The sequence below is a fragment of the Tychonema sp. LEGE 06208 genome (assembly GCF_015207505.1).
In the GTDB taxonomy this organism is placed as follows: Bacteria; Cyanobacteriota; Cyanobacteriia; order Cyanobacteriales; family Microcoleaceae; genus Microcoleus.
Window position 1 is genome coordinate 40,570 of record NZ_JADEWT010000014.1, and the last position, 13,098, is coordinate 53,667.

A 13,098-nucleotide genomic window follows, 5' to 3' on the forward strand; every position below is an offset into this window, starting at 1 on the left:
AGCAAAAAACTCACTCCCAAGATAAATTCTAACCAAATCTTCCGCTTCTTCCTTCGCGTCCTAGCGCTGACGCGCGGCGAAAGCCTAAAGCGCCTTCGCGGTTCGTTTCTACCGCAAATATCCAATCCAAGCCGACAGAACCTCCGGCGAACCGTACCACTTCCCCGGAGAACGAGGCGAATGCCACACTCCCTCCAACACCAAATTTTCGGCCCCCTCCAAATGAGCAGCTTCCACCGGCGTAATTCCATCGCCCCAAGTTTCGCCCTTCCCCACAGTCAACTCATAACTTTTATAAGCCAGCCAAGTTCCCAAACCGGGCTGCCCAAAAACAGCCTTCCCAGCAGCGCACACCTAGCGCACCTGCGGGTGAAAAGCTCCCGGATAGTGCATTTTGACAAAATCTAGATTTTTGCGCGTCCAGCACTCTTGAGAGATTTGTGGCGTGCCTAAACAGATTAAAGTATTGACAGATGAGTGAGCTTCCCACAAACCCGCGTCTTCAAGCACGTCCCCGTGAATGGTGTAAGGCTTTTCGCCCAAATAGATGCGAGAAATCCATCCGCCGGCGGAATGACCGATGAGATTGATCTGTTGGCAGCCGTATTGTTGTAACATTTGTTTGACCGCCCGATTGAGCTGCCGCAAAATAGGCACCATCGACTGCCCCCCAAAAGTCGGCAACCAATCTCGCTTGCAAGCGAGGTACTGTTACAGTTGGAAAACCTCGATCGACTAGAGATTTTTCTAATTCCCGATAGTCCGAAGCAGCAGCAAAATATCCAGGCAAAATCACAGTTGGTAATGACACAATAGATTTTAGATTTTAGATTTTAGATTTTAGGATTGGTGGCCAATCGATTATCGATTTTAGATTATTCGATTGCTGGTGCGGGGGTGGTAGGATTTGAGATTTGAGATTTGAGATTTGAGATTATTGGATTGGTGGCCAGGGGATGCTACGATATGTTTTTCAAGTTCACAAACGCTTGAAAAAGCACTCTTTGGATGGCTAACACCTGTCGCTGGTTAAACTTTTTGCTTGGGGAATATCTACTTCTATGGCTCGCGAGCCGATTCCAACATTGTATTTTACCCTAGTTGTCGTTCACTTAGAAGACCGTTTTCTACTGGTACAAGAGCGCAAGTACGATCGGCAGTGGTATCTCCCAGCAGGGCGGGTGGAAAAAGGGGAGACTTTGCTCGATGCCGCTGTTCGCAATACCGTCCAAGAAGCGGGCATTTCTGTGATCGTGGAAGGAATTCTCAGGGTAGAGCATACGGTGATGCCTAGGGGGAACGTGCGCCTCCGAGTCATTTTTGTGGCTCGTCCTGAAGATAAAACACCGCCTAAGAGCAAGCCGGACGAGTATACTTTGTGTGCTGGTTGGTATTCTCTCAAAGAATTAGACCAGTTGTCGCTGCGGGGAGAGGAAGTTCGGGAGATGTTTCAGTATCTGGCAAGCGGGGCTCCTATTTATCCGATCGACTTGCTGAGCATCGAGGGAGCTCCTTTTAAAACTTACCGCTATCGCTGGTGAATCGAGGCAGTAGTTTTGAGATTCCAGCTAAGTAAGTCGGTGGGGAAAAACACAACTGTGTTAAGAAAGATAAATGAGGCTAAAACCCCAATCCCTCCTGCATTCTGTCTCCTGACTCCTGCCTCATCCCAACTACAAATATTTACGCCTTTCTACTTACAGCCCCGAATTTTGAGTTGTGAGTTTTTGTGATGGCGTTTCCAATTCGGTTACGCCGATCGATCTGTGCGAGCGATCGTGTTTAATTGGTTCAGCCCACAACAGGGGTATGACCACAGCGCAGTCTGTGCCATCACCTCCAGCAGCAATAGTTCTATGAATCCGCCAGATGGCCTGATGCCCCGAATACGATTCTCAGCAATAACTGAGAAACCCGGTACAGCATCCAGCCTCCTGCCTAAAAACAGCGGAATCGTCATCAAAGTCGATCGGGCAATTTCAATGCCGACCGTGCTAAAATTATACCTTTGAATTCCAGAACAACCGCTTTTAAATCGGTCAAAATAAAAAAATATCAACTAATAACTATTAACCTCCTATTCCAAATTATCAATTCCCAAATTACCAGTTACCAATTACTTATTCCCTATGGTCATGACAGACTCTTCGTCCCTAGCCAACACCCTTTCTGAACCGGTGCGCCAACCTTTTTGGTGGGCAGCCCTAGCCTCTGTCGGCGTTCACGGAATCCTCGGAGTAGGTGCCCCGACGATTTCAAACTTAATGAATGGTGGAAATTCCTCAAACAAAAATATCCCCGGTTCCGTCGGCTTCGTACAATTAACTCCGGCCCAAGCGGGGCGCTTGCCACAAACTATACCACCAAAGCCCTCCAATACACCGTTTTCCCTCGTCGCCCCTGTTCCTGTTCCCCTCACGCCCAAGTTAGCCCCGCCTTTACCCCCCGCACCTCCAAGCATTAACTTGCCCGCCATGCCTCCGGGAATGCCCCCTCCAGGGTTCTTTTCCCCTCTCCCTCCCTCTCTCGGGCCCTTAACAGCCCCAACAGCCCCAACAGCCCCGCCGCTTCCCAAAACTCCAGCCCCAACTCTCAAAATCCCCTCCCCCACAACACCGACTATCCTGCCGCCACTGCCTCCCGGCAGTGTAATTTTTCCACCATTGCCCGGTAATTTCGATCGCAATATCCCAGCGCCACCATCGCTGACAGAAGCGCCCCAGCTTCCCGGCGGGCCCTCGGAAGACGAGGCAGAAACGCTCAAAAAAATCATAGGTAGTAGAGGCGGACTGCCGCTATTTCCAGACGGTGCTCCAGTCTTCACGCCCGAATTTCCAATTGCCGGCAGGAATTCGGGAATCGAGGGAGGGCCAAAATTGACTCAAAAAGATCCGAATAAAAGGAATCTGATTGCAGAAACTCCCGAAGAAAGACTCAGGAGGCAACAATTTGACCAGGGACAGCAACAGCTAGAACAGCAGGGAGTTCCCGGTTCAAACTTGCCCCGCGACAGAGAGACACAGCTTGCTGCTGCAAATACCTATGTTGGTTTGTTTGAGAAATTCAAAAAAGCTTATCCCGACTTGGAAATGACCGGGCCTACTCCTGTGGATGTGGCTTATCCTGCTGCTGCTTGCTCGCAAAAACTCGAAGGAGTCGCAGTTTTTGGAGCAGTTGTCAGCCCTCAAGGTTTGCTCAAAGCCGAGCCACAGGCGATCGTCCCCACGGGTTACAGTATTCTAGACAACACGGCTAAAACTGCGATTATCAACCCAGCTCTGACATTTCCAGCATCCAGCACGCACAAGCTTTACCAGGTAGCTGTCGCATTTAAATACGACGAAAAAATTTGCCGCGGCATTCCTGTAACGCCATCCACCGCCCCAGCCAGCCCCCGACCAACAGGCCAGCAGCCGCCAGCCCTAGCGCCGACACAACCGAGTCCGACAAGCCAGCCATCCCCAGCACCTGCGGAAGTCAAACCCCAGTTTGAGAAGCCACCCGCCGGTCCAAACAAACCGCAACCAGGTTCAAAACAGTCGCCGCCGGCACCTGCGCCCGCCGCCAAACCGTCGCCCTCGCCTCAACCGAAACCATCCGGCGAAGTGTCGCCGTCGCCGCAACCTGCTCCGTCGCCGGAAGCTGCGCCTTCTCCCGCCGAAGTGTCGCCGTCTCCTGCTCCTGCTCCCTCACCGGAAGCCTCGCCCTCACCGGAAGCTGCGCCTTCTCCCGCCGAAGCCTCGCCCTCACCGGAAGCTGCGCCTGCTCCCGCCGAAGCCTCGCCATCGCCGGAAGCTGCTCCGTCGCCGTCGCCGGAAGCTGCGCCTTCTCCCGCCGAAGTGTCGCCTTCTCCTCCTACCGAAAATTAATTGTTTGTGACTAATTGGGAATCGGTAATTGGGAATTACAGCACTTCCCGATGTTATGAGGTGCAATAGAATCGACTAAAAATAATGGTTATTCCTTACTTGGTATGCTAAGGTACTCGCGGAAAAATAAAATACCAGTTAAAATGGGATAATCGTGATATCCCATTTTTGTCAAGTTTCATAACTTGCCATTCCCATAAAGGTAATCCTGCATAGCAAGGAAAATTAAGGACTTTCATTAATACATAAACTGGCGTTATACTCATGAATAAAATGCCAAAGAGCTGCCAATATGATTGGAGAGTTTTTTAGAGAATGAAATATTTTTTCTCACCAATCGAGATATTCTTTGTCTCATCGTATTATTAAATCTTTCTATATGGTTTGTCAGACCAGTCTCATTTCCTACTTTCTTGTATATTTTCTGAGAAAAAATCTGACCTAGGCATTCCAAAATTCTGTATAATATCGTTTCCGGTAGCATCGTCAGGTGATTTAACCGGCGCTAGGGCGCAGAGAACACAGAGGAAGACAAGAGAGAGATGAATACAGAACTATGAAGCGCGGATTTGATCTGACTCGATTTTATAATTCCGATGCTACCGGATTTGATATAACTTACGGCACATTGACCATAAACGGGTGGCAAAGAATCCCATAATCCTTGAGCGCCAGCTCGATCTTTTTTGCCAATATATACTCCTACAATTTATGAATATTGAGGCATCAATGGCAAGCCCAATCTACTGCTTATTATCCTTATTACCTACAAATGACAACATTTCATCACATTGAATTGTTAGCTTCCCCTTTTTTTTGACTTCACTTCTACTTGTCTTTTTACAGTTCCTAATTTTTTATAAACATATAGTATTGCAACCACCGTTCCGAAACCCCAGTCGCCCTCACAATCCCAGCCAGAGATATAGCGGTTCTCACTTTTGTGAGAACCGCTATATAAAGTTTACACCGCCAACCCAGAAAACCCGTTTTTACACGATTTGTAGCTAAAAACGCAGATTTTTCGTAAAAAAACCAGGTTGATGACCGCCCGTGTATCAGTTCTAATCAAGTCTAAAAATTGAATAGGATTGCTATATCAAACTATAGCAATCCAGGTGTTTTAACAACTAGACAAATTTAACATCTAACTCAAGGTAGATTAATTTTATATTAATTTGAAAAATTATGGCGATCGCAGTATAAAAACCCAACCGTGAAAAAACTAATCAGAAATTTCTAATTGCGAAATTGCATAGCGGGCGACAGTCAAACCAACTCTCGCCTGTTCTATTTCCGACAATTGCGCCCAAGGTCTTTTAGTCTCCACAACCGCTTCCACCCCGGACGAATCACCCTCTCGCATGGCATAAGCCAAAGGACGCGCCAACACCTGCAAATCTTCCTCAGCCCACTGAGGCAAAATATTTAACACGCACTCTACCATTTGGTCAGCTAAAGATTGATACTTCACAGTTGCATTTTGGACGCTTTGAGCGATGCGGGTCAAAAAATCTTCAGGAACGCCAGCAAATTTATCGCCCAAAGACTTTTGCAGGGCGCTAGAAAGCCAAACTTGTTCTAATTGCGCGAATAAAACTCCCGACTTCAGGGCAATATCGCTGTCGCTGAAAGAGTCAGACAGTGAAAATTCCTGCTCTAAATCCGCCCAATAAGATTCTGATTCAAGCTGTGCCGGATTCCAGGGATAGGCAACATCAGTCTGAACAATTGTGGCGAGCAGTTCCATTTCGGCCTGAGAAAGCGAGTCGCGAAAATATTGAGAATCGGGAGATTGGGTAGCCATGATGTAATACCTAAGTGCTTCAAGGAAAGTACAGAAAGTGGATTCTACTAAGTGATAGTTGCGAGCGGCCTGCGGTGAGTAACTCTTTTAACTTCAGACTTGAGACTTAACGCTCAGAAGTTTGCTGTTTCGATCGCATTCATTAACTACACCCGCACCTTAATTGGTTCCGCAATCAGTCTCACTGTAGCCCGAACTTTTTGGAACCTCAATAGTAAACTCAAAAATCTGACCTTGAGAACTGCCAAATTTTAGCTGAGTGCCCGATTGCAACAGCAGTTCTTGGTGGTGAACTCTCACCCATCCCTGGGCCCCCAAAACTAAAGTCCCGTAACGAGAAAAATCGCGCAAAAAGTAGCTAGGTTCTTCCCGGCTATCTCTGATGCTGTTGCGGCAGAAAATCTCGGCGTGTTTCTGAGAAACCCACTGTTCTCGAATCACTACGTCGTTTTCTTCCCAGCGTCCGACTCGAACCATCCCGGCGCAAATCTGCCAAACCTGATTGGTTGATTCGGTGGATTTGACATTGGGTCGATCGCGCCCCCGCAAGTAAGCACAAGACGGCAAACGTCCCAGCCAAGTAGAAGAATTTAAAGGCAATTCCGTTTTCAGGTCATCTACCGGCTCAGTCAGTTCACCGTCAAACTCTGGGTGCATATACAGCACCGGCAGCGTCCAAGCCGGTTGATTGAACTTGTAAAGCGTCAGTAGCTGCTGTCTGGCGACGGCGACGGCCCGATCGACCGACATCCGCCCGGCCAAAGCTCGAGCAAAAGTTTGGATAAAACTTAGGGCCTCGCGATCGGCGATCGAGTCCCGCATCCCCAACACCGCCGGCACCCCGTGATGGATCAGTACCTCAGCCAAACTGCTGCGGGCGATGGCCTGTTGCTGGCCGTTATTGGAGTGCTGCCTCTCCACCGCCGGCTGAGCTCCCCAACAGGCATTAAACACTGCCAGAGTCACGCGACACCGAACTAAAACCTGAGCCAGTTCAGTACCGTTCATCGTCGTGTCCGGCGCCAAAAACAGCAAGCCGCCGTCAGGCCCCGGTATCCCGTGGCCCGAGTAGAACAGAATGTTATAAGCTTGCGTTTCCAGCCGAGAAATTAGTTCGGCCGGAGTAGGTTCGATCAAAGTATCAACGCGAGTCGGAACGCTAATATCGAAATATTTGTCGCTGTCGTCGGTTTGAAAAGCACTTTCAAGAACCCCAGCGAGGGCGAGTGCTTCAGCTTCCAACTGCAAATGACGGTTATTGCTCGTAGAAAATTCAGCATTAGCACCGCGGCCTGGTTCTGCTTGTCCCAAAACTAGCAAAATGTTCAGCGACTCGGCAGGACGCAGGGGCGGCAAAGGCTCGACATTGCTGGTAGTGCGGCTGAACAGCAATTGCTGCGACAGAGAAATTGCCGGTTGACCGGCTTGAGGCTGCATAATTTCCCAAGGCAAAGCAATTAAATAGGGTTCGCGCAAATCTATGCGAACCCGCAGGGGTAGATTTTGCCCGATCGCGATACCTTTACTTTCCTGCAGACTGCCCTGAATCGGCCCTTCAAACAGCCACCGCCAAAGATCGATTCCCAAATGCTGCATCAGGCGGCTGCTGTAGCTTGCAGGTGGCTGCTGCTGGTTCGGCTCGCCCCTGTCGCCCCACCCCCCTTGACCGAGCTGAAGCGACACAGAGGGGAGCGGTGGAGGTAGTTGTAGCGACTTAGGAGTTCGTTTTTCAGTTTCTGCAAGTATATTCTGGTTGTTTTCCGGCGAAACGAAACTGCCATCTGGATGTAGGGGCAATTCGTGAATTGTCCCGGAGGGGGAAAACATTTCCTGCCAAGCTTTCCAGGATTGGGAGAGGGTATCGGGCCACATACAGTCGTGGTGAACGTACCCGCTGGGATAGGGAGCTTGTAGAACCCAGGTGGCAAAATGGTTTGCCCCAGCGGTTCTCAGGCGAGCGATCGCTATACTGAGGCAAGGACTTTCAGGGCGCGCCATCTTACGACTCTGGATATAAGGGGTGATCGAGTTTATCTATATCGTAGTTTATCGGGTTTGGGGCGCGATCGAGTGGGAGAGATTACTTTGTGAGTTTTTAATTTTACTTACTGCCCAAAAATTTATCTAAATTCGGTACATCCACCCAAGTTCCCGTAGCATTTGACTCCTGAGTCAAATCCATCAACAACTGCGAGTAAACTCCTTCTTTGAGCGACGGTATCAAAGATTTCCCCGCATCTATTGCTTCTACCCACCTATCCACTACTCGAATAAACGGTGCAATTCTCCCGTCTGGATAAACTTGAGGAAACTCCCATCTTTGAGGAATCTTAATTTCAGCTAAAGGTTCTCCAGCTTGGGAACCCCACAAACGAAATCCGTGGACGTAATCCTGCTGATTGTCGCTTCCCAATACCAAAGTACCCTTACTCCCGTAAATTTCGACCCAATGTCCCCGCCCTTGATAAGTAACGGAACTCAAACAAACTTGACAAGGCATTCCCCCGGCCAATTCCAACATCAACGTGCAAGAATCATCAGCATCAACAGGTTTTAAATTTCCCGAATCCTTCGGATCTGGTCGCGCCGAAATTCCTGTAATCAATTGCCCAGAAAGCCTCTGCACGGGCCCGAACAGCCAGCTAAGATAATCAAAAACGTGGGAACCTGTCGCCCCCAAAACTCCGCCACCTAGCTCTTTTTGCGCGTACCAATTCCAAGGGCGAGCAGCATCAGCGCGCCCAGACACCAACCAATCAATCTTAATTAAACGGTTTTCTCCTACATATCCTGCTGCTAATAATTCTGCTAGCATTTGCCATGCGGGGATGAAGCGAAACTCAAAGTCCATTGTGGCAATTGCTCTCGAACCACTGTTGTTAACATTAGTTTGAGATTCGCTGTTTGTTAATCGGTAAAGTTCCCTGGCTTCATAAGCTGTGAGGGCTGTCGGTTTTTCTAATAATAAATGTTTGCCTGCTTGCAAGACGGTTTTTGCCATTTCAAAATGCAAAAATGGCGGGGTGGAAATGCTGACTCCCGCTACTTCTGGGATGGCTGCTATATCTGCGATCGAGTTACAAGCATAGGGGATGTTGTGGGTGCTGGCGATCGCCTGAGCTTTGTCTAAATTCCGGTGGTAAACAGCCACAACCTCTGTCCGGTGGTGTGCCTGGAATCCGGGAAGGTGCACTTTTTGACCGAAACCTGTACCGACTATTGCAACGCCAATTTTTGACATGATTTAATAATTGTTGACTGTTGACTGTTGACTGTTGGCTGTTGACTGTTAACTGTTGACTGTTGACTGTTGTTAGTTGTTAGTTGTTAGTTGTTAGTTGTTAGTTGTTAGTTGTTAGTTGTTATTAGCTGCAACCAATAACCAATAACCAATAACCAATAACCAATAACCAATAACCAATAACCAATAACCAATAACTAATAACTAATGACTGATGACTACTGACTACTGACTAATGACTAACTACCCATTCAATTACTTGTTTGCCCAAACTAACGCCGTCAAGCAAGTCAATTTCTCTGATCCCTGTAGGGCTGGTGACATTAACTTCGGTGAGATAACCGCCAATGATATCAATGCCAACAAAGTACAGTCCGTCCCGTTGCAGTACCGGTGCTAAGTCAGCGCAAATTTGATATTCGCGATCGGTAATTTCTGTTTGTGCGACTCGGCCGCCGACGGCCATGTTGCCACGAAATTCGTTGCCGGTGGGAATGCGGTTGACAGCGCCGATGGGCTTGCCGTTTAAGAGGATGATTCGTTTATCTCCGTCTTTTGCTGCGGGCAGATATGTCTGAATCATCACTGGGATTTGCCCTTGTTGAGTGCTGATTTCGACTAGGGAGTTGAGATTGCGATCGCCCGCTTCCAATAACAAAATCCCTTCGCCAGCTTTCCCACCTAATGGTTTAAGAACTGCCGCTCCTTTTTTCTCAACAAATTGCCTAATTACCCTCTTATTTTGAGAAACAATTGTTTCGGGGATCGAGTTCTCAAATTGCAAAGCATACATTTTTTCATTGGCTGCGCGCAATCCTTTGGGGCTGTTAACTACCAAAGTTTTAGCGGGATCGATGCCGTCTAGAAGGTAAGTAGCGTAAAGGTAAGGAATATTGACAGGGGGGTCTGTCCGCATAAATACTGCGTCCATTGCTTCGAGAGGCCCGAAAGTAGGCTGTTCTACTTCGTACCACACCTGAGCTGCTTCCCAGCGTCCCTCTACGATTTTTACAGGGGTTAGGGCTACCCGGTTGAGGGTAGCCCAGGTTTTGCCGTCGATGACGCTTAATTCGTTGGCTTGAGTCGCCCAAACTTCGTGACCCAATTCTTGAGCGGCTTCCATCAGCGCTACGCTGGTATCGTGTCCTGGAATTAGTCGCGCGAGGGAATCGATGATGAATGCAAATTTCATTGTTCAGTTGGCACTTATGAATTGGTTTGAGGAAAATTTGGTAAGCGATGGACTAATGTTTATTTTGCCAGCAGCGGGTCGAGTTGGCCGCGAGCATCGAGTGCGTGGAGTTCGTCGCAGCCGCCTATGTGTTGGTCGTTAATGAAGATTTGGGGCAGGGTGCGGCCTCCCTTGGCTCGATCGCTCATTTTGTCCCGTGCTGCTGCATCTCCATCGATCGCGTACTCTGTAAAATCTACCCCTTTTCGCTTCAGCAGTGCTTTGGCCCGAATGCAAAACGGGCAGGTTCTCCAAGTGTAAATTTCTACTTTAGGGGTCATCGGGCGCTCAAACAATAACAATATTTTTTTATTGTAATCTTAACCAATCTTATTTTTATTTTTATATAGTTGTAGCCAGCGACCTGTAATGTTATTATTTATACAACTTTTTTTAAATTTGTCTAAAAATACCAAAATATCCGCCCTTCTTGAAACGGAGAGATTTTGACAATTAGCAGCACGATCGGTCTATCGTGACTGACCGACCTGCTTGTTTCGTTTTCTGCCGGAACCGATGATTCCTGCGCCTGTCACTAGGAGTGCTACCACAGTGCCCGGTTCTGGGATAGATGTTGCTGCTCTCTGCGGGGTGGCGTTGTTGGTGTATATTTTTGTGAAGTTCAGCGATTGTGCCGGCGGTGGGTCTGGCGATTTCTCTACCGCGTCTGATGCTTGTGTCCCAGAGCGCAGAGACTCTATGGATGGGCTTGATGGTGGTGTCGGGCTTGGGGAATTGTCAGGGCTACAGGCGCTTGAAAAGTTTCCCGGCCCGCACACATCTACCTGTGCTACACCCGGAGGGGCGGCAGCCAAATAGAAGAACCCTGTTGCCATTGTGGCAGAGAGTCCGATTGCTAGTTTTGCCAGTGGCGTACACATAACTATTTAGTTAAAAAGTGGTAAAATCGGAAATTAGAAATAGTGCTAGAGATGAGCGTTGCGGGGTTGGTAAGGATTTTAGAGTTATTACAATAGATGGATGCTTTTGTCGCGCCCGTATAGTATAGTATAGCGCTTGGGGAGGTCGCCCAAACACTTTAATAATCTTATTTTCTTACACCTTGAGGTCGAGAACTTCGTGGTTGGCACTAGGTTACTTAGTGCTTTGTAGGAAGCGATCGAGCAACATCTTCTGGCAACATCTCCACCACCAGCAGTTACAGTCATTAACAAAGAGTGTTGTTACCAGTACCGCCACCTCCTGAAATTAATTATTTAACTCCTCGCAAACTAGCTCTGCTTTATCGTACTTGGCAATGCACAATCTGACTACTCTTTTATCGTCTCATGCTGCGATAGCAACTGTCCTCAGTATATGTACGTGTATTCGGGACTGTCAACTACTTAAAAGGAATATTTAAGTATTTACCGAGGATAGAGGGCGTATTCAATGAGTTGCGCTAATCGATCGCGCAGAGTTTCCAATCCGAGACCTTTGGCGGCCGAAATAAATACGGCTTGAGGAAACTCTTCTCGTGCCAGAGCGAGTCTATCTTCATCTACGGCATCGATTTTGTTGAAAACTACAAGAGCAGGCCCGGGAGTTACGGGCATATCTGTCAAAATATTCATGACCGATCGAATTTGGTTTTGCCATGCGGGATGGGAGAGATCGACGAGGTGCAGTAAAGCGTCGGCGTCTGTGACTTCTTCGAGGGTAGCCCGAAAAGCGTCGATCAGTGAGGGGGGCAGTTCGCGAATAAAGCCCACTGTGTCTGTGAGGACGAGCGACAAAAGTTCCCTGCCCTCGGCGCTAGGAATTGTCAGCTTGCGGGTGGTGGGGTCGAGGGTGGCAAATAACTGGTCGGCGGCGTAGACCTCGGAATTGGTGAGCAGGTTGAGCAGAGTCGATTTACCGGCGTTTGTGTAGCCGACGATGGCGACTGAGGGTACGTCATTGTGGTGCCGGTTCTGCCGCAGCCGGAAGCGGTGAGCGAGGAGTTGATTTACTTCTTGCTGCAATCGAGTAATGCGTTTGGCGATCGTCCGCCGTTCGGTTTCTAGTTTAGTTTCCCCAGGGCCTCTGGTACCGATGCCACCGCCCTGCTTTGACATGGCCTGACCGATCCCTCTGAGTCGGGGCAGGGTGTATTGTAGTTGAGCGAGTTCGACTTGCAATTTACCTTCGCTCGATCGCGCTCTTTGGGCGAAAATGTCCAGAATTACCTCCGTGCGATCGACTACGCGAATGCCGAGAAGAGTTTCTAGGTTACGTATTTGTGCGGGTGCCAGGTCGCGATCGAATACCACGAGGTTAGCGCTAACCGTCTGAGCGGTGAGAGCAATTTCTTGAACTTTGCCTTCGCCAACGACTGTCTGAGGATGGGGGCGCGATCGTTTTTGGCGCACTGTTTGCAGAACTTGACCCCCGGCGCTTTCCACCAGCCGCGTTATTTCTGCGAGTCCGTCCTCAAAATCCAGCAGAGTCATCTGCTGAGTCATTACACCTACCAGCAGAACTTTGTCTTGGTCTGCATCTACCTGCTTGGCGACAAACTCTGCTTGAAACTCTGCTTCGAGTCCTTCCACCAACTCCTGAAAATCTTGGTCTGCGAGGTCGTCCAAATTCAGCGGTTCTGAGATTGTCCAGGGAAAGTGTTGAGTTTTGATTGGTGAGTTTTGAACTGAAGACTCTTCTATTTCATCAGTTTCATCAGTTTCATCAGTTGCAGATTTTTGTAACTGAGCGCTTAACACGGAAAACTCAAAATTTGGTCGGTCTCCTTGAGGTATCAGGTGAACGAGATAAGTTTCTTGGATGTAACCTGTCGCACCGCCGCCGCGACGCTGAAATCCTCCGCCGGTCAGCGTCAGCCACACTAGGGCATCTAGGCGCTGAATTGCCATTGCTGTGAGAGCTGCTTCGCTTGGGGTTTCTGGCTTCAGGTGGGTGGCGATGCAGCGAATGCCGCTGAGGCGACCTCCGCCGTATCGGGGCAATTCTAGGG

At 48.8% G+C, this 13,098-nt stretch carries 10 protein-coding genes and 2 pseudogenes; 2 read left to right on the top strand and 10 right to left on the bottom strand.

Going from position 1 to position 13,098, the window contains the following annotated elements:
• Window positions 1–108: 108 nt before the first annotated feature.
• A pseudogene (locus IQ263_RS05985) lies at window positions 109–811 on the bottom strand (esterase/lipase family protein).
• Between the two features lie 250 nt (window positions 812–1,061).
• On the opposite strand from IQ263_RS05985, the gene IQ263_RS05990 reads away from it, so the two are divergent.
• Window positions 1,062–1,541 (top strand): NUDIX domain-containing protein, encoded by a 480-nt coding sequence (locus IQ263_RS05990; protein ID WP_194009867.1) that lies wholly within the window; start codon window positions 1,062–1,064, stop codon window positions 1,539–1,541.
• A 209-nt stretch (window positions 1,542–1,750) separates the two neighbouring features.
• On the opposite strand, the gene IQ263_RS05995 is transcribed toward IQ263_RS05990, so the two are convergent.
• Window positions 1,751–2,059: a hypothetical protein gene (locus tag IQ263_RS05995; protein ID WP_194066614.1), complete on the bottom strand. Its 309-nt coding sequence runs from the start codon at window positions 2,057–2,059 to the stop codon at window positions 1,751–1,753.
• 76 nt (window positions 2,060–2,135) lie between these two features.
• Between IQ263_RS05995 and IQ263_RS06000 the strand changes: the two genes are divergently transcribed.
• On the top strand, window positions 2,136–3,869 hold the full coding sequence (locus IQ263_RS06000) for a hypothetical protein (RefSeq protein WP_194066615.1): 1,734 nt from the start codon (window positions 2,136–2,138) through the stop codon (window positions 3,867–3,869).
• A 225-nt stretch (window positions 3,870–4,094) separates the two neighbouring features.
• Here the strand turns inward: IQ263_RS06000 and IQ263_RS06005 are convergent.
• The 8 genes and pseudogenes from IQ263_RS06005 to hflX form a co-directional block, all read right to left on the bottom strand.
• Window positions 4,095–4,278 (bottom strand): annotated as a pseudogene (locus IQ263_RS06005) (IS1 family transposase); the annotation flags it as partial.
• 816 nt (window positions 4,279–5,094) lie between these two features.
• Complete coding sequence (locus IQ263_RS06010) at window positions 5,095–5,676, bottom strand: hypothetical protein (protein WP_194066616.1); 582 nt, start codon at window positions 5,674–5,676, stop codon at window positions 5,095–5,097.
• Window positions 5,677–5,835: 159 nt separating this feature from the next.
• Window positions 5,836–7,674, bottom strand: a complete 1,839-nt coding sequence (locus IQ263_RS06015; protein WP_194066617.1) for a CHAT domain-containing protein — start codon at window positions 7,672–7,674, stop codon at window positions 5,836–5,838.
• Between the two features lie 103 nt (window positions 7,675–7,777).
• The gene (locus tag IQ263_RS06020) at window positions 7,778–8,917 is read right to left on the bottom strand and encodes a Gfo/Idh/MocA family protein (protein WP_194011377.1); all 1,140 of its coding nucleotides are present in this window, start codon (window positions 8,915–8,917) and stop codon (window positions 7,778–7,780) included.
• A 232-nt stretch (window positions 8,918–9,149) separates the two neighbouring features.
• A complete protein-coding gene (gene gshB, locus IQ263_RS06025) occupies window positions 9,150–10,109 on the bottom strand; it encodes a glutathione synthase (protein ID WP_194066618.1) in 960 nt (319 codons plus the stop codon).
• 59 nt (window positions 10,110–10,168) lie between these two features.
• Window positions 10,169–10,429 carry a glutaredoxin 3 gene (grxC, locus tag IQ263_RS06030; protein ID WP_194011375.1) on the bottom strand — a complete coding sequence of 87 codons (261 nt, stop codon included), beginning with the start codon at window positions 10,427–10,429 and terminating at the stop codon, window positions 10,169–10,171.
• 189 nt (window positions 10,430–10,618) lie between these two features.
• Window positions 10,619–11,029: a PEP-CTERM sorting domain-containing protein gene (locus IQ263_RS06035; RefSeq protein ID WP_194066619.1), complete on the bottom strand. Its 411-nt coding sequence runs from the start codon at window positions 11,027–11,029 to the stop codon at window positions 10,619–10,621.
• A gap of 486 nt (window positions 11,030–11,515) precedes the next feature.
• Window positions 11,516–13,090, bottom strand: a complete 1,575-nt coding sequence (hflX, locus tag IQ263_RS06040; RefSeq protein WP_228049826.1) for a GTPase HflX — start codon at window positions 13,088–13,090, stop codon at window positions 11,516–11,518.
• Window positions 13,091–13,098: the final 8 nt, after the last annotated feature.